Genomic DNA, 23299 nt, shown 5'->3' on the forward strand with positions numbered 1-23299 from the left:
GGGGTTATCCATGCGAAACGTATGAAAATCCAGGGAGTCTCGAATCCTATATATTGAAACCCGACCTCACACGGTCGGGGTTCTTATGTACAAAAATAAGCTACATAAAGCAAAACGAATAAGCACTGACCTAATTCCCTTTAGGAGACAGTGCTTTTCTCATCTTCGATTTTATAGAAAATCCGTATGCTATCATGACCAGACGAAGCAGCTTGAGTATATTCGGAACAGCACCCGCTTTTTCTTTAAGATAGGAGATCGCTGAACGGTTTCCCCGTTTCGAGTTGCATTCGCTGCAGGAAGCAAGCAGGTTTTGCGGAAGATCCGAGCCCCCCTTGCTTGAGGGAATGATATGATCGACTGTTGCTGCAGGCAGCCCGCACCACAAGCAGGTGTGATTATCCCTCTTCAATGCAATCTTGCGATAACCGGGGAAAGCGAATGGATTATATAGTAGTTGTATCGTCTCTGCATCAATCCAGACGGCACGGGCTCGGTTCACTTCCCGCCATGCCCGGTCAAGGACGCACGGTGTTAGTTCTCGGCCGTCCATATTGAGGACTTTTATCATGATGTTTCCCCTTCATATAATAATGTTATAACCACAGATAACATGGAGGCGAACCCTGGTTGTGCAAAACCATAATTCGGCGGAGTGTGATGCTTCGTTTTTGGCTTCAGGCTCCAGCACGACTTCGTTTTTAAGGTGTGCATTATTTTCCATGGTATACATTTTCGCCTGAATCAATAAAGACGTCGCAAGAGACGAAGCCGCGGAACGACAGCTATTCAAAGCTCCTAGACAGAAGGCCAGTGAAAATTCAGACCTAAGGCCAGCAAATTGGAACCTGATAAAAAGTATAATTATGTTAAAAAGTGAATTATCCTATAAAAAGAGCAGGAGAGCCTTGGATGAAAAAAAAGTTTTGGCGAATCGCTGGTGTAATACTTGGCATTCTCATATTGACGGGTGCTCTAAGCATCTACTTTATATGGCAGAGTCATTACGGGAAGGCCCCTGCTATGGATCCGGCCAAACGTGAACTTTGGAAATCGCAAGCTTATAATTATATTCTCGAAACGGATTATGAACATCTTACGCTATTCAATTATACAACAGACAGCGTATTGCCATTCGCATATGGTCATATAGAGCGAGACGGCACGGTGTGGATCGATAAGATCCGCGGGAACGCGCTCTTTAATATGTTAATGTGGAAACCAATGCCGATCGGCCGGTTTCAGAACGGAACCTTGAGCGATGAGATCGGTTATAGGAAACAGTTCGATCGTATCGACTATATGCCTCAAGTCGGCATCAGCCGTTTTTCAGAAGATCCCATTCAAAACTTTGAGACGTTCTGGCAAATATTCGATGAAAATTATGCTTTGTTTGGGGTTCATTCAGCTGACTGGAAAAAGCTTTACGATAATTATCGTCCGAAAATAAAGAGTGATACTTCCGCCGGGGAATTGAAACGGATCTTTAAAGAGATCATCCAAAAGCTCGATGATGGCCATACGCAAGTCATTGCCGGTATGCAGGGGATTGCTTCTCAGGCAAAGGAGGACCCGAGAACTGCGTTTTATACGAATAACGGTAAGAAGATGAAAGAAATTATTCAAAAAACTTATTTTCCCGATGGATTGAACAGCCAGCTTGATGGGGTTATCCAATATGGGCAAATCCAAGAAGGCATCGGTTATATTGCGGTAGATTCGTTTAACCATTTTGATATGATGCAAGTGAATCCGGCGATTGATCAAGTCGTGCATCGTTTAAGCGACGTTGATCAAATCATCGTCGACTTGCGATTCAACGGAGGCGGTTCGGATGCATTTGGATTGGAATTGGTAAGCAGATTCGCAGCCAGCCAAACATTGGCATACACGAAAACCGCCAGAAACCATAAGGGTTATGACAGCTTTCTTCCCCCGACGCCGATTTATATCGAACCAAACGAGAACCGTATCAACGCCGCCGAGATCATCGTATTAACCAGCCGCTTAAGCACGAGCGCCGCTGAAACGACCCGCATGGCGTTTGGTGAACTGAACAACGTCACTGTGATCGGCGAGACCACTAATGGCGTATTCAGCGATATGATGTTCAATATCCTGCCGAATCAATGGATCGTCACGCTCAGCGGTGAAAAATATACGGATGCACGCGGAAAACTATACGAAGGTATCGGTATGCCGCCGGACGAAGAAGTCATCTACACCGAAGAAGACCTGGACACGGAAAGAGATCCGGTAATGGCAAAAGCACTGGAACTGTTAAAATAGCGATGCTAGTGGAGCGGGATAGACTACGATTTGCATCAAATGGTTTTCCAATGTAATCTAGCGTCACGGTACTGGCCATAGGCTGGGGTAAGCTTTAGATCATTACAAAGAGATAACTTAAAGTTACATGTGCTGGAAAAGCAAAAACCACATCCTCATGCGGATGTGGTTTTACATGGTGGAGGCGAGGGGATTTGAACCCCTGTCCGAAGATAACGGCACATAGGCTTCTACGGGTGTAGTCACAGTTTTGATGTCACCTAGGCCGACGCCCCGTAACCGGCTTCGATCTAGGTCAGCCTGATTGTCTTCTTCCGATTGACCCCAGGCGGAGACCAATTGGCGTATCCCACTAAGGTTGGGCCTCTATCCTAGCACATGGGCGATGCCAGGTAGAAGCTTAGCATACAGTTTCTTAGGCTGCTGCTAAAGTTGTACGTTGGTTGCCATTTAATAGGCTTTAGCGTTGATGAAGCGGACGCGTCCCCACTACCCGCAACCCATGCTCGAACTATCCCCGTCGAATCCAAGAACGCCCCCGTAAATCGCATAAACGAACGGCTATGGTCCGTTTAGCTGAGGCTTGACGGTTAGCCAAGCTGGTATTGCTGAAACTGCAGCTCCACGCTGCATTCTTACAAGTCTTCATGACTGCTTGCAATCGCCTTACACAAATCAGTATAGCACATCTCCAAACAAGATGCTCAGTAGCTTGCTGGGAGCCATCCCGGTTGCCGCCAGTATTGGCAAGCCACCACTAGCTGGCCGAATCCGCAGCTTCTCTTAACGCGCGACCTTCTGCTTCTCACGCAGCGCGCGCTGGATATCACGCTGGGCATCCCGCTTCGCGGCCGTGTCGCGCTTATCATACTGCTTCTTGCCTTTACCAAGGCCGATCAGCAGCTTGGCATAGCCGTTGCGCGTGTAGATCTTGAGCGGCACCAGCGCGTAGCCTTCCTGCTTCGCCTGGCCGAGCAGCTTGTTGATCTGCGACCGGTGCAGCAGCAGCTTCCGTGCTCGCGTCGGGTCTGTCGGATTGTGCCGGTTGCCCTGCTCGAAGGGACTAATGTGCATGTTATGGATGAACATCTCGCCATTACGGATCGTCGCGAACGAGTCATTGATGTTAGCCTTGCCCATGCGCACCGACTTGATCTCCGTACCGGTCAGGACCATACCAGCCTCATACGTTTCCTCGATAAAATAATCATGCGATGCCTTCTTGTTCTGCGCAAGCGGCTTCTGCTCCTGGTTCTTCTTCGCCATAACTGCCCCTCCTCTGCCCGGACCGACATCATCCTGTTCCCCCGCGCATCCGCTATTAGCTGGACTGCTACGGTAACATCAGTAGCTTACCCGCATTCCGCTGCCAACTAAACATAGACTGCGGCTTTGCAGGTGTCAGACAATAATTGTAACAACTTTAGAGGGGGAAATCAAGGCAGCTGCCAAGCGTGACAGGGTAGTCTCCCACAATACCAAACAAAAAAGCGCAGCAGAGTGAAAACAGCATCCGCACTATGGCAGACCCGCTGCTCCCGCTCCCCTGCGCTCTATTCAGGCCTGCTTCCGCTACCTGCGCTCTTTGTAAGCTTACTTCCGCTTCTTCCTTACGAAAGCGGCTGTCGCATTACCGCCGCCGGATTTCCCTTTACGCTTGCGAGGCTTCTTGCCGGCACCGCCTTCCGGGCCGCTGCCGCCAGCAGCTGCACCGCCCTGCTCACCGACGAAGATCCCGCTGTCGGATGCCTTCTTGCGCCGGGAGCCAGTCTCGCTATTGCCGCCTGGCCGGCCTGCGCCGCCGCCAGCTGAGCCTCCAATCGGCAGTCCCCACATATCCTTGCGGCTGCTGCCTGTACCACGCTTCTGGTCACCGCCTGCTGCTCCTGCTGCTGGCGTCTCGCTGCCCCCGCGTCCACCGCGGCCGCCCCGTGATCCGCGTGCCGGCACAGCTTCTCCGCCACGGCCGCCTCTGCCGCCGGCTGGAGCTCCCGCTCCGCGGCCCGGGCCGCGACCGCCGCCACGGCCAACACCGCCGCGTGCACCGCCAGGCGCGCCGTTCCTGAAGCCGCCGCCACCGCGTGGCTTCATATCCACCATGCCGAAATCAATCGTATGCTCGGCCATGTTAACCCGCTCTACACGAATACGGACTTCATCGCCGATCCGGAAGATCTTCGAGGTGCGCTCACCAATCAGCGCCATATGAAGCTCGTGGAAGTGGTAATAATCGTCCGTCAGATCGCTCAGACGGATCAAGCCTTCCACCGTATTTTCAAGCTCCACGAACATGCCGAAGCTGGTCACGCTGCTGATGATGCCGTCGAATTCCTCGCCGACCTTATCCAGCATGAATTCGCATTTCTTCATCTGCTCGACATCACGTTCGGCCTCGACAGCCACACGCTCCCGCTCGGAGGAATGCTGCGCAATCTCCGGCATCCGCTGTGAAAGTGCGTCCTGGCGCTGCTCACTGAGCATGCCGCCACCCTCAAGCACTTCCCGGATCACGCGGTGAATGACCAAATCCGGATACCGCCGGATCGGAGATGTGAAGTGCGAATAGAACTCCGCGGCTAGGCCGAAGTGGCCCAGGCTCTCCGCATCGTACTTCGCCTGCTTCATGGAACGCAGCATCATGGTAGAGATAACCGTCTCTTCCTTCTGCCCTTTAATCTGCTCCAGCAGGTCCTGCAGTGCGCGCGGGTGGACGCTGTTGCCTTTACCCTTCACGACATAGCCGAAATTCGCCGCAAACTGCACGAAGGTCATCAGCTTCTCGTCATTCGGATTCTCATGGATCCGGTAGAGGAACGGCACACGCAGCCAGTGGAAATGCTCCGCTACCGTCTCATTGGCCGCCAGCATGAACTCCTCGATGATCTGCTCGGCCACAGAACGCTCGCGCTTCACGATGTCGACCGGCTTGCTGTTCTCGTCTACAATGATCTTCGATTCCTGAAAATCAAAGTCAATCGCGCCGCGCTTCATCCGCTTCGAGCGCAGGCCCATGGCAAGCTTCTCCATCAGCTTGAACATATCGACCAAGTCGGCGTAGCGCTCCTTCAACTCCGCATCATCATCCACTAGTATCTGCCGGACCGCCTTGTACGTCATCCGTTCCTTGGAGCGTATTACGCTCGTAAATACTTCATGCCGCACCCGCTTGAGGGTGCCCGGCTCGAACTCCATCTCACAGGACAAGGTCAGCCTGTCCACCTGCGGATGCAGTGAGCAGATGCCATTCGACAGCCGGTGGGGCAGCATCGGGATAACCCGGTCAACCAGGTACACGCTGGTGCCCCGGCGGTACGCTTCCTCGTCCAGCTGAGATTTTTCCCGCACGTAATAGCCAACATCGGCGATATGGACGCCGAGCAGGTAATTACCGTTTTCCAAAATTTCAACGTTAACGGCGTCATCCAGGTCCTTCGCATCTTCGCCGTCAATTGTCACAATCGCTCTGCCGCGGAGGTCCCGCCGGCCTTGCTGGACAATCTCCTCTTCCGAGATGGAATCCGGCGCCGCTTCCGCTTCCGCCATCACTTCATCCGGGAAGCCCTCGGGAAGCTGATGCTTGCGGATAATGGACAGGATGTCCACACCCGGATCATTCTTATGGCCGAGGATCTCCACGATCTCGCCTGTCGCCGCTGAGCGCCCCTCCGGATACGTGACGATGTCTGCCACGACCTTCTGCCCGGTAACCGCTCCGTTAAAGTTCTCGCGCGGGATGAAGATATCCCGGTTAATCCGCTTGTCATCCGGCACGACAAAACCAAATGCCTCATGATGCTCGAACGTGCCTACTACCTGCTTGATGGCACGATTGACGACGCGGACCACTTCGCCTTCCATCCGGCCGCCGCCCTCACTCTTGGACGTTATGCGCACCAGCACGACATCCCCGTTCATCGCGCTCTTGAGGTCATTCGCATGCAGGTAAACATCCGGATGCTCCTTCTCGTCCGGAATCAGGAAGGCGAAGCCCTTGGCATGTCCCTGCACACGCCCGCGCAGCAGGTTCATCCGCTCCGGCACACCATACCGCTCATTGCGGGTGCGTATGATTTTGCCTGCTTCCTCCAGCTCGTTCAGCTGCTTCAGGAAAGCCTTAAACTCTGCAGCATCTTCGATGCCGAAGTGCTGCTCCAGCTCCTGGTACGTCATTGGCTTATAAGCCATCTCCCGCATAAAATCGAGCAATTCCTGCTCCGTCACCACTGTCAGTTCACCCCAAGTCACGCCTGCGGCGCACATATGCTGCGCTCACCAAGGTCTGTGATAGATTTCCATATACCATTAAGTATACACGAAAAGCAGAAATTGAATCCGTCTCAGCGGAAAAAACAAAAAAAGCAGGCATCAGCCTGCTTTCTCATGTACACATATTCTGTTCTAGTTTTTCACCAGGTATGCCACGACAAGCGACAGAATGAAGAAGCCTGCGGCCAGCCCGACAGTCAGACGCTGCAGGAACAAATCCAAGCCGCGCGCCTTTTGCTTGCCGAACAGATGCTCAGCTCCGCCAGTAATCGCACCGGACAAGCCTGCGCTCTTACCCTTCTGCAGAAGAACAGCCGCGATCAGACCCAGCGAGAAGACAATCAACAAAATTTTCATTGCGGTATCCATAGTTCCACCTCCCGGTGAGGAGTCTAATTAATCGAAGTCCCGTTCATCGGAAAGCTTGCTATGTACGAGCGCCGAAACGGCATGTACAGAAAAAAGCAGTCCAAGAAACACAGCATCATTATTTTATCACATCACGAGTGTGAATACAACAAATTGACAACAACTTCCTGTGCAAATTTTCGAATGCGAAGAAACGGTGTACGGATGTACACCGCTCCCTATGAACCGCTTGCTTAATTAAGCCAAGCCCCGCTCCTTGAAGAATTCCAGACAGATTGCCGCGCTCTCGAGCGATGAACTCGCGAACTCCTCCTGCTCCACAATTATATACTGAATTCCCGCCTCGTCTGCCACCTTAAGCACGCTCTCGAAATCTACCGTACCTCTGCCGATCTCCGTATCCCGGCGTCCATTGCCAAAATCCTTGAAATGAGCCAGCGGCACGCGCCCGGCATACTTATTGATGTAATCAACCGGCTTGTACCCTGCGACATGAATCCAACCGAGGTCAAACTCCGCAATCATACGCTCGGCGGGGATGCGCTCCAGCAGATGGTCCATGATCGTCTTGCCGCCAACCTGCTTGAACTCGAAATCATGATTATGATAGCCGTACTTCAGCCCCGCTGATGTAACCAGCTCACAGGCCCGCTCCACAACCCCGATGAATTTCGCAAGATCCTCTTCATTCGGCTGCTCGGGCATTGGATACCATGGAGTTACCACATACTGCAGCCCGATTTCCTGTGCAAATTCAATTTGACGCTGCAGATCCGGCTCGAGCTTCTCGGGCTCATCAATATTAAGCGGTACATGCGCCGATGGCGCCGTCAGCCCGTTATCAGCGAGCGCTCTCTTGACCTCTGTTGACGAATGTCCAAAAAATCCCGCAAACTCAACGGCTTTATATCCAATTTCCGCTACCTTGCCGAGCGTACCCAAAAGGTCCTTCTCCGTCTGATCCCGAAGGGTATACAGCTGCAAACCGACTTGAGCTTTCGCCATAACAGACACCACCTATTCATCAAATTCTTATAAAGCGCTGCCATAATCCGGATCAGTTCTTATTATACCGTTTCAAGCGGCTGTTACTATTCCGGTTTTTGGGGCTTTTCTTTGTGATTTTGCTCCAGGTGGACGAACTGCTGATAGAAAAAACACCCTGAACGCAGCTTAGCAGCCGCGCCCAGGGCATTCCTCAACCTCTCAAGCCGTCACTTGTTATTGTACCGTCTTATTATAGACAGAAATCTTATCTGTAATAGCCTTCGCCGCATCGTCAAGTGCCTTCTGCGGGTCCTTCTGGCCAGTCAGTGCCTGTTCGATAGCATCCTCAACAATTTGGCGTGCTTCCGGGAATACGCCCATCACGGCGCCCTGTGTTGCCTTGCTTGCTGCGGTTGCATGCAGCTGGTCAACAGCTGTCTGGAACTGCGGGTACTTCTCCATGTTTTCCTTCACGACAGCTTCATCATAGGCTTTCTTCGTAATCGGGAAATAGCCCGTGTTGATGTGCCACTGTGCCTGCGTTTCCGGCTTCGCCATGTATTTGATGAACTCCCACGCCGCCTTCTGCTCTTCATCGGACTTGTTATTCAGCACCCACAGGCTTGCACCGCCGACGATCACGCCGCCTTCTGGCGCATCAGCCGGCTTAGGCAGGAATGCCGTACCTACTTCAAAAGCTCCTCCTACACCGTCCACGATGCCGCGCAGCGAAGCGGTGGAATCAAGCGTCATTGCGATTTGACCGGCTGCGAATGCTTTTTTCGTCTCATCCGTCTTACGTCCAAGGTTCATAGCCAGCTTGTTGTCCACGAGATCCTTCCACCATGTGAGTGTCTTCACGCCAGCTTCAGTGTTCAGCACCGACTCGGTAGCCGGCTCTGTGCGTCCGTTGCCGTTGTTGACATATTCAGCGCCTTGATTGGCGAAGAACTGTTCCATGAACCAGCCATAGATGGCGAACGACGCGCCTGTTTTCCCATTCTTCGACAGCGCTTCAGCAGCCGTCTTCACTTCTTCAAATGTTTTAGGCGGATTTTCCGGATCAAGTCCCGCTTCCTTGAACATTGTCTTGTTGTAGTACAGAATCGGGTTGGATGTATTGAACGGCATGGAATTCAGCTTGCCGTCGAACGTATAGTAGTTAATAATATTCTCTTCCAGCTGGGAGAGATCATAGCCCTCTGCGTCGATGAAGTTCTGGACCGGCGTGATCGCCTTAGAGTCGATCATGAAGCGGGAGCCGATTTCATAGACCTGAATCATCGTCGGGCCGCTGTCCGAGCCGAGCGAAGCTTTCATTTTGTTAAGACTCTCGTCATAGGTACCCTGATAGATTTCCTCGACTACTACATCAGACTGGGAAGCGTTGAAATCAGCAACCAGCTTAGTGACCACTTTGCCCAGCTCTCCGCCCATCGAGTGCCACCAAACCACTTTAACCGGATCTTTCGAATCTGCTGGTTCCGCGCCGCCTTCAGAAGGCTGTGCAGACGCCCCTACCGCATTCCCTGATGTGTTCGTGTTCGTACCCGCATTGTTATTGCCGCTGCATGCGGCCAAGAATACGAGCATAACCGCCGTAACAAGCGGCAGCAGCTTTCTAAGCATTCCAGCTTTCATTCTTCTCTCTCCCTCTTCTTACCTGATTTTTGTTTATGGACACGCCCTTAAGGGGCGGGAGCCAACAGCTTCGCTTGCTTGTCTTTACCCAGACCCTTTCAGGAGTCCGTAAAAGACCGTCTTCCGCATCCATCACGTTTCCGCCGCTTAACCTACCCTTTAACTGCTCCTGCCGTGATGCCCCTGGCCAGCTGACGGAGACCGAAGACAAGCAGCAGCAGCGAAGGCAGCAGGACAAGCGCAACACCGCACAGCACAATATTCCAGGCTGTATACTCTTCGAATTGCAGCATGCTGATGCCGATCTGCACGGTCCTCATCTCAACACTGTTCGTAATCAGGAGCGGCCAGAGATACATATTCCAGTTAGTTAGGAAGACATAAACACCAAGTGATGCCAGTCCTGGACGGGCCAGCGGAAGCACAATCGTTATAAAATGCCGGATATGGCCGCAGCCGTCGATCTTAGCCGCTTCGAACAGCTCCTTCGGCAGCTGCAGGAAGAATTGGCGCAGCAGGAACACGCCGAAGGCAGAAGCCAGGAAGGGTACGGTGAGCCCTTGGTAGGAATCCATCCACCCCCATGACTTGATCGTCAGGTAATTCGGGATGATCGTCACTTCCCATGGAATCATCATGGTCGACAGAAAGATGGCGAACCAGGCATTTTTACCTGGAAACCGGATATAAGAGAAAGCATACGCCGCCATAGCAGCCGTGATAACTTGTCCAATCATGATGATTCCCGACATAACAAAGCTGTTTATGACAAAACGGTCCAGCGGGATCAGCTCCAGCACCGACTGAAGTCCGCCCAGATAGAGGCTCGATGGGAACAGCTTCGGCGGGTACTGATTCATCTCCGGCGCAGTCATAAAGACAGACATGAACGTGAAGATCAGCGGGTACATCATCAGGGCGGCCAGCACGGCTAGAATGCCGTAGATGACGGCTTTGTTCAGTGATTTTCTCAGTCTCATTGATAATGCACCTTCTTCTCCAGCACGGCGAATTGAATGAATGTCAGAATCATAATAATGGCGAACAGCGTCAGAGCCAGCGCGCTGCCTGTGCCGAACTGATAGTTAATGAAGGCTTCCTTGTAGATCGAATATACGAATACCTCCGTGGAGCCCGCCGGTCCGCCCTTGGTCATCAAGTGAATCTGACCGAACGACTGGAACGCATGAATGATGCTGACTACGGACAGGAAGAACACGGTCGGCGTCAGCAGCGGGAATACAATCTGTACGAATGTACGGATTGGGCCTGCACCGTCAATCTTTGCGCTCTCCACGATATCCTCAGGCACTCCCTGTATGCCGCTCAGCAGCACAATGTAGTTGAAGCCGGACTGCATCCAGACGGTCATGAGCGATATGGAGATCAGTGCCCAGCTGGGATCCGTAAGCCACTGAATAGGACCCGCACCCAGCTTCGAGAGCAAATAATTGAACATTCCCATTGAAGGGTGGAAGAGCATGACCCAGATTACCGATGCTGTACTGACCGACAAGGCGAGCGGAACGGAGAAGATGAATTGGAAGATCTTCATCCCCTTCAGCTTGGCGTGGGTAAGACCTGCCATAATCAAACCAAGTACAATTCCAGCTGGTACCGTATAAAGGGCGAACAGCAGCGTTACCTTCAAGCTGTTCCACATCAGACCAGAGCCAGCAAGATTGATGTAATTATCCAATCCCACAAATGCCGCTACCTCTCCCCGAGGGTCTGTGAGATGAAAGCTTAGATAAACCGACTTCACAAGCGGATAGAATAAAAAGATTGCAAACAAGACCAAGCAGGGAGCCAGGAACAGGTAACCAAGGGCCCCTTCCTTCCAGCGCCTCGCACGGAGCTTGTCCTTGTGGGCTGTCTGTGTCTCCTGTCCAACCGCCGGGGCTGCCGGCAGCTTCAATTCAGGATGCTGTGCGTCCATTATGCCACTCCTTCGTCTCGTGGTACTTCTGTAACTTTAACGATCCTTTGTTTAGGGCATGTCAATAGAGCTTTAAGAGAGTATGAAATTAAGGAAAATAGTTACAGTGTTTCCATGTTTATTTACATGAGCATTACAACGGGACGATTGAGGCGGTGTAGATTGAATAATAGAACCTTACTTATCGTCGAGCATCTTCCAAGAAGCACAAAAAACCGGCGCCGTTAGTTAACTAACAGCGCCGGTTCTTGGTATATGGGGAGCCGGCCGTGCCGGCCGACTCTTAGCTTGCCTGGTCTTGCACCGTGAAGCCCTGTTGAACTTACTTGAAGTTCTTCAGGTTGTAGAATGCTGCCTTGCCAGCATATTGAGCTGTTCCAGCCAGCTGATCCTCGATGCGGAGCAGCTGGTTGTACTTCGCTACGCGGTCCGTACGGGAAGGAGCACCAGTCTTGATCTGACCAGCGTTAGTTGCAACTGCGATGTCAGCGATTGTGCTGTCTTCCGACTCACCGGAACGGTGGGAGATAACAGCTGTGTAGCCTGCACGCTTCGCCATTTCGATAGCATCGAAGGTTTCCGTAAGCGTACCGATTTGGTTAACTTTAACGAGGATCGAGTTGCCGATGCCCTTCTCGATACCTTGGGACAGACGCTCAGTGTTCGTTACGAACAGGTCGTCACCAACGAGCTGTACTTTGCCGCCGAGCTTCTCAGTGAGCAGCTTCCAACCTTCCCAATCGTCTTCGGAGCAGCCGTCTTCGATTGTGATGATTGGGTACTTATCAACCCAGGAGGCCAGCAGGTCAACGAACTCTGCGGATGTGAAGGACTTGCCTTCGCCTTCCAGATGGTACTTGCCGTCTTTGAAGAACTCAGTGGAAGCAACGTCCATACCCAGGAACACGTCAACACCCGGCTTGTAGCCAGCGCGCTCGATCGCGGAGATGATGGTTGTGATAGCTTCTTCGTTGGAACCAAGGTTAGGAGCAAAGCCGCCTTCGTCGCCAACAGCTGTGTTCAGGCCTTTGTCCTTCAGTACGGACTTCAGGTTGTGGAAAATTTCCGCGCCGATGCGGAGTGCTTCCGAGAAAGTAGGAGCGCCTACAGGCAGAACCATGAACTCTTGAACGTCGATGTTGTTGTCGGCATGCTCGCCGCCGTTTACGATGTTCATCATTGGCACTGGGAGCGCCTTGGCGTTGAATCCGCCCAGGTAAGTGTACAGAGGCACATCCAGAGCGTCTGCTGCTGCGCGTGCTACTGCCATGGAAACAGCCAGGATGGCGTTGGCACCCAGCTTCGCTTTGTTCGGCGTACCGTCCAGCTCGATCATCTTGCGGTCGATTGCCACTTGATCCAGTGCATCCAGACCGATGATTTCAGGTGCGATCAGCGTATTTACGTTCTCAACTGCTTTCAGAACGCCTTTACCCAGGTAACGGCCTTTGTCGCCATCACGAAGCTCAACAGCTTCGTATGCGCCAGTAGATGCGCCGGAAGGAACGATTGCACGGCCTTTGCCGCCGGACTCAAGAGCTACTTCTACTTCAACAGTTGGATTGCCGCGGGAATCCAGGACTTCGCGTGCGTAAACGTCAACGATAATAGACATGGTTTAGAAACACTCCTTTGTTATAGTTGAATAGTTGGTAAACGGGTATTGCAATTGCTAGTGATGCGCCTAATTTATTTCTTGATCAGCAGGGAAGTTCCGGTCATTTCCGCCGGCTTCTGCAGCTGCATCAAATCAAGGATGGTAGGGGCGATATCCGCCAAAATGCCGCCTTCACGCAGGGATACGTTCTTATCCGTAACAATGAACGGCACTGGATTCGTCGTATGGGCAGTATGCGGCCGGCCCAATTCATCGAATACAAGATCAGCGTTGCCGTGATCCGCCGTGATAATACATACGCCTCCCTTGGACAGCACCGCTTCGACTACTTTACCGACACACTCATCCGTTGCTTCCACCGCTTTGATTGTCGGTTCAAGAAGACCCGAATGCCCAACCATGTCCGGATTAGCAAAGTTCAGGATAATCGCATCGTGATTTTCGGCCTCAATTTCCTTAACGGCTGCTTCAGCTACTTCGTAAGCGCTCATTTCAGGCTGCAGATCATAAGTAGCAACCTTCGGCGAATTGATCAGAATCCGGGTCTCGCCCGGAAGCTCGACATCACGGCCGCCGCTGAAGAAGAACGTAACATGCGGGTACTTCTCCGTCTCGGCAATCCGCAGCTGCTTCTTGTTGTTCTGAACCAGCACTTCACCTAGTGTATTATCAAGGTTCTTCGGCTTATAAGCAACGAAGCCGCCTACCGATTCGCTGAACAAGGTCAAGCATACGAAATACAGGTTCTCGGGATGATTGTCGCCCCGCTCGAATCCGCGAAAATCGCTGTTCGTGAACACTTGAGACAGCTGAATCGCACGGTCCGGCCGGAAGTTAAAGAAAATAACCGCGTCTTCCGACTCTACTAGCCCGACAGGCTTGCCGTCGTCTCCGACGATTACAGTCGGCATGACAAACTCATCGAATACCGATTTCTCGTAGGATTCCTCTACTGCCTTCACCGGGTCTGTGTATTCAGGGCCTTCGCCGTACACCATAGCTCGGTAGGATTTCTCCACCCGTTCCCAGCGCTTGTCACGGTCCATTGCGTAATAACGACCTTGAACCGTTGCAATCTTGCCAATGCCCACTTCTTTAATCTTCGCTTGAAGCGCCTGCAGATAAGTCTTCGCACTATCTGGTGCCACATCGCGGCCATCAAGAAAAGCGTGGATATAGACCTCTGTCAGTCCTTCCTTCTTGGCAAGCTCCAGAATAGCGAACAGATGAGAAATGTGGCTATGTACGCCACCGTCAGACAGGAGTCCGTACAGATGAAGCTTCTTGTTAAACGCTTTGACATGCTTGATGGCACCAAGCATTGTATCATTCTCAAAGAACTCGCCATCGCGGATTGACTTGCTGATCCGGGTCAGGTCCTGGTACACAATACGTCCTGCACCAATGTTGAGATGGCCTACTTCAGAGTTGCCCATCTGACCTTCCGGCAGACCGACCGCCTCTCCGCAAGCGGTAAGTGTCGTGTTCGGGTATGTTTGCAGGTAACGGTCATAATTCGGCTTATTCGCTTGGGCAACGGCATTGCCATGCTCTTCGCCGCGCAGCCCAAAGCCGTCCATAATAATTAAGGCTACAGGTCTAGGTACTGCCATCTTACTTGGCCCCCTCGACCAGCGCGATATAAGAAGCCGGCTCCAAGCTGGCGCCGCCAACAAGCGCGCCGTCAATATTCGACTCAGCCATATATTCAGCAATGTTGTTCGGCTTCACGCTGCCGCCGTATTGAATGCGAACCGCTGCTGCCGCCTCTTCGCCGAATTGCCCTTTCACTACATCACGGATATAAGCGATAACGTCCTCAGCATCCGTTGCCGTAGAAGACTTGCCCGTACCGATTGCCCAGATTGGCTCGTAGGCAATAACGGTTTGTGCAGCCTGCTCGGCAGTCAATCCTTTCAGCGCCGCTTCGGTCTGTACTTTACAAACTTCCTTCGTGTGGCCGGCTTCACGCTCTTCCAGCTTCTCGCCAACACATACGATCGGTGTAAGACCACACTTGAATGCTGCCTGCGTCTTCTTGTTTACGATTTCGTCTGTTTCCGCAAAGTAGGCACGGCGTTCAGAGTGGCCCAGGATTACATACTTAACACCCAGCTCCTTCAGCATAGCACCGCTGATCTCGCCCGTGAAGGCTCCGCTCTCTTCGTAGTGCATGTTCTGGGCGCCGATCGCTATCGATGTGCCTTTCGCCGCCTCAACCAAAGCCGGAAGATTCGTAAACGGTGCGCAGATAACGCTCTCCACGCCATCAACCTCTGCCTTGCCCTTCACTTCTGCGAAGAACGAAGTCGCTTCGGCTACCGTCTTAAACATTTTCCAGTTGCCAGCAATAATCGGTTTTCTCATGTCCGGGTATTCTCCTTCGCTTCGCTCCCCCGCCAGGTTCCGATAACATCATGACCGCTCTACGCAGCAGACCGCCCGGATGCCCGCTGCTGCCAGCGGGAGCCGGACGTCTCCCTGATCACTGTCTATGAAACCGGAACTTTAACTGCGGGGTTACGGATTTTTACTTTTCGTTCAATGCTTCGACGCCTGGCAGCTTTTTCCCTTCCATGAATTCCAAAGAGGCACCGCCGCCTGTGGAAATATGGTCCATTTTGTCTGCCAGATGGAACTTTTCAACCGCCGCAGCGGAATCGCCGCCGCCAATTACCGTATAACCGGCTGTTTCCGCACAAGCTTGCGCTACAGCACGTGTACCATGGGAGAATGGCTCGATTTCGAATACACCCATTGGTCCATTCCATACAACCAGCTTGGAATTCTTGATGGTCTCTGCGTAGATTTCACGAGTCTTAGGACCGATGTCAATGCCTTCCCATTCCGCCGGGATGCTGTCAATGCTTACAACCTGAGTGTTGGCACTGGCACTGAAATCGTCTGCCACTACGATGTCTACAGGCAGCAGCAAATTCTTGCCCATCTCTTTCGCTTTATCAATGAAGCCAAGGGCAAGGTCGAGCTTCTCATTATCCACGAGAGATTTTCCGATCTCATGGCCTTGACCTTTCAGGAATGTATAGGTCAGACCGCCGCCGATAATCACGTTGTCTGCAATTTCAAGCATTTTGTTGATTACGTCGATCTTATCTTTAACTTTTGAACCGCCCACAATTGCTGTGAAAGGACGATCCGGATTGTTCAGCGCTTTGCCAAGAACAGACAGCTCCCTCTCCATCAGCAGACCGGATACAGCCGGCAGATGACGAGCGATGCCCTCTGTGGATGCATGAGCGCGGTGAGCCGCACCAAAGGCATCGTTCACATAGAGATCTGCAAGCTCAGCAAACGATTTGGCAAGCTCAGGATCATTCTTCTCTTCACCTGCGTAGAAACGGACATTCTCGAGCAGCAGCACGTCACCGTCTTTCAGTTCGGCAACCTCGGCTTTAACCGCATCGCCAACTGCTTCATCAGCTTTAGCAACCGGCTTGCCAAGCAGCTCGGACAAACGCGCAGCCGCAGGCGTTAGGCGCAATTCTTCTACAACCTGGCCTTTTGGACGGCCCATGTGGCTCGCCAAAATAACTCTCGCGCCTTTCTCGATCAGGTACTTGATCGTTGGCAGCGTTTCACGGATCCGTGTATCGTCCGTAATCGCTCCATTTTCAAGCGGCACATTAAAATCCACGCGTACGAATACGCGTTTGCCGGCTACTTCTACGTCTCTGACACTTTTCTTGTTCATCGTAGGTTCCTCCTCGATTTTGCCTGTTGCCTAGCTATGCAGCATCTGCAAGTAATATAGGGATCCCCGGACAACCTTAGGGATGCCCGGAGGGATAAGTTGAACCTTGGCTAACGAAGGAAGAGGAGCACGTTCAAGCCGCCTCTCCCCTTACAGCCCCGTTAACCCAATATGTTATTACAGTCCTTTTGCAGCAACAAAAGCAGCGAGGTCAACTACACGGTTGGAGTAGCCCCACTCGTTGTCATACCAGGACACAACTTTAACCATGTTTCCGCCAACAACCATGGTGGACAGACCATCAATTGTGGAAGAAGCAGGGTCACCATTGTAGTCGCTCGATACAAGCGGCTCGTCGGAGAAGTTCAGGATGCCTTTCAGAGGGCCGTTAGCCGCTTCACTAAGGACATTGTTCACTTCTTCAACTGTAACCTCACGGCTCAATTCAACAACAAGGTCCGTTACGGATACGTTAGGTGTAGGAACACGCATTGCCATACCGTTCAGCTTGCCCTTCAGTTCAGGCAGTACAAGCGCAACGGCTTTAGCAGCACCCGTAGTGGAAGGAATGATGTTCTCAGCTGCAGCACGAGCGCGGCGGAGATCCTTGTGTGGCAGATCAAGTACGGACTGGTCATTCGTGTAGGAGTGAACAGTCGTCATCATGCCTTTCACAATACCGAACTTGTCATTCAGTACCTTGGCGAAAGGAGCCAGACAGTTCGTCGTACAGGAAGCGTTGGAGATTACGGTATGCGCGCTTGCATCATACTTATCTTCGTTAACGCCCATAACGATCGTAATGTCTTCGTTAGTAGCAGGTGCGGAGATGATAACTTTCTTCGCTCCGCCTTTCAGGTGAAGCTCAGCTTTTTCTTTTGCTGTGAAGATACCCGTCGATTCAACGACGATTTCTACACCATGCTCGCCCCACGGAAGGTTACCAGGGTCGCGCTCAGCGAAAACTTTAATTTCAGTACCGTTAACGATCAGTGCGCCTTCTTTAGCTTCAACAGTCGCATCCAGTACACCATGCGTCGTGTCATACTTGAGCAGGTGAGCCAGTGTCTTCGTGTCTGTCAGGTCATTGACAGCTACGACTTGCACGTCCGGATTGTTCAGCGCTGCGCGGAATACGTTGCGGCCGATACGACCAAAACCGTTAATACCTACTTTAACCATGCTGATCTGCCTCCTAAGTTTGGATCTGATTTTATATATCACAAGACGGATGACAATACACTTCTTATCGGGTTGCCTGTCCGTCAGGATAACCGTTATTCATGTCTCTCAGCGATTTGATCGCGGTTTATAATATATTCCAGCTGGCGTGCGGCGCCCTCGTCTGTTACCAAGACATCCGCCTGACCAAACAGCAGTACGGCTGCAATCGCCTCTCCCTTACTGCTTCCGCCGGCAACTGCGATGACCTTGTCCGCCGAGCTGAGATCGTCAATTCGCAGACCAACTGTGGACATCCGGTGAATGACCGATCCGCTGCGGTCAAAATAATAACCCAGCGCTTCAGCAAGCGCGCCTTCAGAACGAATTTCATCGATCGTCTTCTGGTCCACCTTACGGCGGCGCGCCATCACGATAGCGTCCCCAATGCCGTGAATGACAATGCGTGCTCTGCGGATCACTCCGACTACTTCTCTAACGTTAGGCTCCTGCATCAGAGAATTGTAAGCTTCCTCGCTAAGATGGTCAGGGACGTGAAGCAGTCGGTACCCGGCTCCTACCTGCTTCGCCAATGCCGAAGCAATTGTATTCGCCTGATAATCCAGACTCTCGCCAAGACCTCCGCGCGCAGGCACAAACTGTACACCCCTCAGCTGCGGCGCTGCCGACATCTGGCCTGCCATCGCAGCCAGGGTCGAGCCCCCCGTTACCGCTACAACATCATCAGGCTTCAAGAACCTCTGCAAGGTATGGGCACCGGCACGTCCAAGCTCTCGCTTAGCCTGAGGTGATGTGTCCGAATCGCCCGGAACGATGATTACCTGCTCTAATCCGTAGTAGGCCTTAATTCGGCCCTCCAGCTCGGATAATCCGAACAAGTCTTTCACCAAGGGGTCCAGCGCTTCAACAAGCTGCCTGCCCGCCTCCGTAATCCGCATGCCGGAAGCATTGCTCTCCAGCAGACCCTGTGCTTTCAGGAAATCTGTTTCTGCCCGTAATACCCGCTCTGTCATGGACAATGATGTAGCAAGCGCTCTGCGTCCCACAACGTCGGAAGATAGAATCCGGCTCAGGATAGCATACCGCTTCTTCATTACATAGAGCAGATCGGGCACTAGCTGCTGCTGCAGCTCAATGAATGGGCGCATCTTCCTGTTCACTCCAAGCGGATTTATTCCCTGCTAACTGGACGTTTTTTGTCCCGGGTACTATTTTTGAGTCCCACCGCAATTGTACCCAACTTCTATAAAATGCGCAAGCGAGTTAGCCTTTATGTAACCGCTTGCCTTAATTATTTTTGGTAAATAATTATTTTGGTGCTCTTAGCTTGCATTTTAATCGTCTATCGCATATAATAAATCTCGCTGTTACTATACGCGCCCGTGGTCCAATGGATATGACGTAGGCCTCCGGAGCCTGAGATCTAGGTTCGATTCCTAGCGGGCGCGCCACTATATTTTTTTCTTCATATTTGAATGTAAGAAAACTGTCCTAATCGGCCCTGGCCGTTTTTTTTATATACCATGTTTGACTATCTTTGACTTTTGATTCGGAATCCGCTATTATGGGGATAACTCAGATAGCTGAACTAACATTTCAAATCTTGACTGGAGGGAACACTTGTGGATATGAACTTTGTACCAATGGTAATTGAGCAGAACAATCGCGGAGAACGAGCCTATGATATTTACTCCAGGCTTCTCAAGGACCGTATTATCTTTCTCGGTACCGGAGTAAACGACGTAGTCGCCAACTCTATTATTGCGCAGTTGCTGTTCCTTGCTGCCGATGATCCGGAACGGGATATCAGCCTTTACATTAATAGTCCAGGCGGTTCCATTACGGCGGGGATGGCAATTTATGATACCATGCAGTTCATCAAGCCGGATGTATCCACAATTTGTGTAGGTATGGCCGCCTCCATGGGAGCCTTCCTGCTAGCGGCCGGTGCTAAGGGCAAGCGCCTTGCACTGCCTAATAGTGAAGTCATGATTCATCAGCCGCTTGGCGGAGCCGAAGGCCAAGCCAGCGACATCGAAATCCGTGCCAGACGCATCCTGAAGATGCGTGACAAGCTGAACGGCATTCTGGCAGAGCGTACAGGCCAGCCGCTCAGCCGCATTGAGAAGGATACGGACCGCGATTACTTTATGAGTGCAGAAGAAGCAATGACATACGGCCTCGTAGATAAAGTAATCGAAAAAATTTAACTCCAGCCTCCAGCATCAGTGCTCATATGAAAAAAAGCCCCCTGCTTGGGGGCTTTTTTATTTAATCGCTGATGAGCCTCGTCTTTTATCACACTTTTTACATAATGTCAACAAATTTTCGCAAGATGAAATGCCAACCACAACGCTATCATGACATGTTATGATTAACACAAGTCAACCTGCCATATTAATACAGCAATAGGTAGGTTTTTGAAAACGAATTTTTGGAGTGCTGCTTATGCGTTTTTCAAACCCTTTTCTGACCATGCGAAGTTATATTAAAGAATACGAGCCCCTTGGAAAAGCTGGTTCGGCCAGTCGCACGGTTGCATTTAATCAGGGCCACAGGCCGGTCGATTCAACGAGCATGCAGTCACAGGATAAGTCCCTGCTGCTGCTGCCTCTCAATGATGATCATCTGCTGGAAGTTTATCATGAAGCAAAAGCGATGAATCTGTCAGTTGAATTTATTGAACTGATTGAAGACGCTTTAAGGATGCGTAATATTGAGCTGGATCTGCCGCAAGCCCATTCCTAATTGATAACGCTGCCTGGTCATATCGGGCAGCTGTTTTTGTTTTTATATTGCCTTTAACCTAAACAAAAAGCACCCGCTTAACGGGTGCTTTTTGTTTAGGATTATTGGTTCTCCAGTTCTTCCTTGCTGACAAGGTTGACTAAAGCGGTTACAGCCTGTTCAGCATCCGAACCTTCTGCACTTATGAATACTTCAGTGCCCGTGCTGATTGCAAGACTCATGATACCCATAATCGATTTCGCATTTACTTTCTTGTCATCCTTCTCCACGAAAACCTCGGAAGAAAATTTATTAGCTTCCTGCACGAATAATGCCGCTGGCCTTGCGTGCAGGCCTGTTTTCAATCGAACGACAACCGGTTGTTTTGTCATGTCCATACCCCCTATACAAATTCGCTGATTCTTTCTTATGCGTAAACAGACAAAATCCAACAGATTATTGGAAAAGCTGTTCTCCGGTTCCAGACCTGCAGTAATACAAGCGAAGTAATAAGCAAGACCTATTCCTCTATGTATCTACCTGCCTACAGCCCTTGGCAATGATTATGCCGCGGTGCCGCTCACTGGTCTTTTTGCATTATTATATCATTAAATAAACGCCCCGACTAGGCATCGTCTATCCGTTCCTTATTTTTTCGGCCATTTCATCGATTTTACGCAATCTGTGATTCACACCGGATTTGCTGACGGAACCTTTGAGCAGATCGCCAACTTCCTTCAGATTCATGTCCGGATGAGCCAGGCGAATTTCAGCTACCTCCCGCAGCTTCTCCGGCAAGTTTTCGAGACCGATCTCCTTTTGCAGCAGCTTGATATTGTCGATCTGCCGGACTGCTGCACCAATCGTCTTGTTTAAGTTCGCTGTCTCACAATTCACGATGCGGTTAACGGAATTACGCATGTCCCGCATGATACGGACATCTTCAAATTTGAACAGCGCCTGGTGGGCCCCTATGATGTTGAGCAGCTCAATAATCTTCTCGCCCTCTTTAATATAGAAGATAAAGCCTTTCTTCCGCTCAATACAACGGGCATTCAGCTCAAACGTATTAGCGAGCTCGACCAGCGCCTGACAATGCTCTTCATACATACAGGCTATTTCCAGATGATAAGAGGAACCTTCGGGGTTATTAACGGAACCTCCTGCTAGAAAGGCACCGCGCAAATAAGAACGTCTGCAGCAGGACTTCCTGATCATAGCTTGATCTATACCCTGATTAAAGACAAACCCCTCTGAAACAATATTCAGCTCCGAAAGGATTTCCTGTACCTTAGCCGGAATACGGACAATATAAACGTTGTTTTTCTTCAGCCGCATTTTTTTGCGGACAAGCAGCTCTGTATGCACCTCGAACTGTTTCTTGACAAGCGTATAGATTCTCCTTGCAATTGCTGCATTTTCCGTTGAGATATCAAGGATGACCTTTCGGCTGGACAGCTGAACCGAACCGTTCATGCGGATCAGAGCCGATAATTCCGCCATCTCGCAGCAGGGCTCTGATTCCACCATCGTCAGTTCTTTTTTGGTTTGCGCCGCAAAGGACACTGCTCTTCACCTCTTCCTGGCCATCCAGTTTTCCACCAGCTGATAAATATGACGGCTTAACCGGGCGGCATCATGCCGCAGGTAAGTCCGGAACATCAACAGCCGGTCCGCAACGATTTTGAGATTTCGCCCGGCAAGCTTATCGGAATCCACTGCGACAGCTTCTGCACCTTCTTCCGCATACTTGGCTAGCACGGGGGCGGGAATCTCACCATTATTAACAATTACGTAATCAAACAGCGAGCTGCCTACATGCTCTTCAATTGCATCCAAATGATCGGAGACCGTGTAGCCGTCTGTCTCGCCAGGCTGAGTCATTACATTACAGACGAACATCTTGAGTGCCCCGGATTCAATAATGGCATCAGCAAGTGCTGGGACCAACAGGTTGGGCATAATACTCGTGTATAAGCTTCCCGGCCCAATCAGAATAGCATCCGCTTCGCGTATCGCTTCCACTGCTTCCGGAAGCGGTTCAACCAGCGGAGGCTCAATGAACACGCGTTTGATCCGGTTCCTCGCTTTGGGGATCATCGATTCACCCGTCACGATGGTTCCGTCCATCATCTCTGCCTTCAGTACCGTAGCATGTGCAGCAGCCGGAAGCACCCTTCCGCGCACGGCAAGCACTCGGCTCAACTCCCGCACTCCCGTTACAAAATCACCGGATATATCGGTAATGGCAGCCAGAATCAGGTTGCCGAGGCTATGTCCGGCAAGTCCGTTCCCATTCGAGAAGCGATAGCTAAGCAGCTGGCTCATCAATGGCTCCACATCACTCAGCGCCAGCAGCACATTCCGGATATCTCCGGGCGGCGGCATCTGCAGCTCATTACGCAGCCTGCCTGAGCTTCCCCCGTCATCGGCAACGGTTACGATTGCCGTAATGTCGAGCGGCTTCTCCTTAAGCCCCCTCAGCATAACAGACAGTCCTGTACCGCCTCCAATGACCACAATCTTCGGCAAGCTTATATTCCCCAATTCCTGCTGCTTCATCCACTCA

General features: G+C 51.4%; 20 protein-coding genes, 1 tRNA gene and 1 other RNA gene. 4 read left to right on the forward strand and 18 right to left on the reverse strand.

Going from position 1 to position 23299, the window contains the following annotated elements; translation table 11 throughout:
* Positions 1–130: 130 nt before the first annotated feature.
* Positions 131–553 (reverse strand): HNH endonuclease, encoded by a 423-nt coding sequence (locus L1N82_RS18730; RefSeq protein WP_235288993.1) that lies wholly within the window; start codon positions 551–553, stop codon positions 131–133.
* A gap of 359 nt (positions 554–912) precedes the next feature.
* On the opposite strand from L1N82_RS18730, the gene L1N82_RS18735 reads away from it, so the two are divergent.
* A complete protein-coding gene (locus tag L1N82_RS18735) occupies positions 913–2289 on the forward strand; it encodes a S41 family peptidase (protein WP_235288994.1) in 1377 nt (458 codons plus the stop codon).
* Between the two features lie 176 nt (positions 2290–2465).
* Here L1N82_RS18735 and ssrA read toward each other — a convergent pair.
* The 14 genes from ssrA to L1N82_RS18805 all read right to left on the reverse strand — a co-directional run bounded on the left by ssrA (position 2466) and on the right by L1N82_RS18805 (position 19151).
* Positions 2466–2829: a transfer-messenger RNA gene (gene ssrA, locus L1N82_RS18740) on the reverse strand.
* Between the two features lie 243 nt (positions 2830–3072).
* Complete coding sequence (gene smpB, locus L1N82_RS18745; RefSeq protein ID WP_235288995.1) at positions 3073–3555, reverse strand: SsrA-binding protein SmpB; 483 nt, start codon at positions 3553–3555, stop codon at positions 3073–3075.
* Positions 3556–3882: 327 nt separating this feature from the next.
* Positions 3883–6513: a ribonuclease R gene (rnr, locus tag L1N82_RS18750; RefSeq protein WP_235289034.1), complete on the reverse strand. Its 2631-nt coding sequence runs from the start codon at positions 6511–6513 to the stop codon at positions 3883–3885.
* Between the two features lie 174 nt (positions 6514–6687).
* A complete protein-coding gene (secG, locus tag L1N82_RS18755; RefSeq protein WP_235288996.1) occupies positions 6688–6924 on the reverse strand; it encodes a preprotein translocase subunit SecG in 237 nt (78 codons plus the stop codon).
* 237 nt (positions 6925–7161) lie between these two features.
* Positions 7162–7929, reverse strand: coding sequence for a sugar phosphate isomerase/epimerase family protein (locus L1N82_RS18760; RefSeq protein WP_235288997.1), 768 nt, complete (start codon positions 7927–7929; stop codon positions 7162–7164).
* 216 nt (positions 7930–8145) lie between these two features.
* On the reverse strand, positions 8146–9552 hold the full coding sequence (locus L1N82_RS18765; RefSeq protein WP_235288998.1) for an ABC transporter substrate-binding protein: 1407 nt from the start codon (positions 9550–9552) through the stop codon (positions 8146–8148).
* Between the two features lie 152 nt (positions 9553–9704).
* On the reverse strand, positions 9705–10532 hold the full coding sequence (locus L1N82_RS18770) for a carbohydrate ABC transporter permease (protein WP_235288999.1): 828 nt from the start codon (positions 10530–10532) through the stop codon (positions 9705–9707).
* Positions 10529–11491, reverse strand: coding sequence for a carbohydrate ABC transporter permease (locus L1N82_RS18775; RefSeq protein ID WP_235289000.1), 963 nt, complete (start codon positions 11489–11491; stop codon positions 10529–10531). Before L1N82_RS18775 ends, L1N82_RS18770 begins: the two co-directional genes overlap by 4 nt.
* A gap of 322 nt (positions 11492–11813) precedes the next feature.
* Positions 11814–13106, reverse strand: a complete 1293-nt coding sequence (gene eno / locus L1N82_RS18780; RefSeq protein ID WP_235289001.1) for a phosphopyruvate hydratase — start codon at positions 13104–13106, stop codon at positions 11814–11816.
* Between the two features lie 74 nt (positions 13107–13180).
* On the reverse strand, positions 13181–14722 hold the full coding sequence (gene gpmI, locus L1N82_RS18785) for a 2,3-bisphosphoglycerate-independent phosphoglycerate mutase (RefSeq protein ID WP_235289002.1): 1542 nt from the start codon (positions 14720–14722) through the stop codon (positions 13181–13183).
* Position 14723: 1 nt separating this feature from the next.
* Positions 14724–15476 (reverse strand): triose-phosphate isomerase, encoded by a 753-nt coding sequence (tpiA, locus tag L1N82_RS18790; protein ID WP_235289003.1) that lies wholly within the window; start codon positions 15474–15476, stop codon positions 14724–14726.
* 163 nt (positions 15477–15639) lie between these two features.
* On the reverse strand, positions 15640–16821 hold the full coding sequence (locus tag L1N82_RS18795) for a phosphoglycerate kinase (protein WP_235289004.1): 1182 nt from the start codon (positions 16819–16821) through the stop codon (positions 15640–15642).
* Positions 16822–16998: 177 nt separating this feature from the next.
* Entirely contained in the window at positions 16999–18003 is a 1005-nt protein-coding gene (gap, locus tag L1N82_RS18800) for a type I glyceraldehyde-3-phosphate dehydrogenase (protein ID WP_235289005.1), read from the reverse strand.
* 95 nt (positions 18004–18098) lie between these two features.
* Positions 18099–19151 (reverse strand): sugar-binding transcriptional regulator, encoded by a 1053-nt coding sequence (locus tag L1N82_RS18805; RefSeq protein WP_235289006.1) that lies wholly within the window; start codon positions 19149–19151, stop codon positions 18099–18101.
* 228 nt (positions 19152–19379) lie between these two features.
* Between L1N82_RS18805 and L1N82_RS18810 the strand changes: the two genes are divergently transcribed.
* From L1N82_RS18810 to sda, 3 genes are all read left to right on the forward strand, one after another.
* Positions 19380–19454, forward strand: a tRNA-Arg gene (locus L1N82_RS18810).
* A 177-nt stretch (positions 19455–19631) separates the two neighbouring features.
* A complete protein-coding gene (gene clpP / locus L1N82_RS18815) occupies positions 19632–20213 on the forward strand; it encodes an ATP-dependent Clp endopeptidase proteolytic subunit ClpP (protein WP_111147336.1) in 582 nt (193 codons plus the stop codon).
* Positions 20214–20451: 238 nt separating this feature from the next.
* A complete protein-coding gene (sda, locus tag L1N82_RS18820) occupies positions 20452–20751 on the forward strand; it encodes a sporulation histidine kinase inhibitor Sda (RefSeq protein ID WP_235289035.1) in 300 nt (99 codons plus the stop codon).
* A gap of 101 nt (positions 20752–20852) precedes the next feature.
* On the opposite strand, the gene L1N82_RS18825 is transcribed toward sda, so the two are convergent.
* The 3 genes from L1N82_RS18825 to L1N82_RS18835 form a co-directional block, all read right to left on the reverse strand.
* A complete protein-coding gene (locus L1N82_RS18825) occupies positions 20853–21122 on the reverse strand; it encodes an HPr family phosphocarrier protein (RefSeq protein ID WP_235289007.1) in 270 nt (89 codons plus the stop codon).
* 244 nt (positions 21123–21366) lie between these two features.
* A complete protein-coding gene (gene whiA / locus L1N82_RS18830) occupies positions 21367–22296 on the reverse strand; it encodes a DNA-binding protein WhiA (protein ID WP_235289008.1) in 930 nt (309 codons plus the stop codon).
* A gap of 6 nt (positions 22297–22302) precedes the next feature.
* Positions 22303–23292: a gluconeogenesis factor YvcK family protein gene (locus L1N82_RS18835; protein ID WP_235289009.1), complete on the reverse strand. Its 990-nt coding sequence runs from the start codon at positions 23290–23292 to the stop codon at positions 22303–22305.
* Positions 23293–23299 lie beyond the last annotated feature (7 nt).

The sequence above is a fragment of the Paenibacillus tarimensis genome (genome assembly GCF_021532315.1).
Lineage (GTDB): Bacteria > Bacillota > Bacilli > Paenibacillales > Paenibacillaceae > Paenibacillus_I > Paenibacillus_I tarimensis.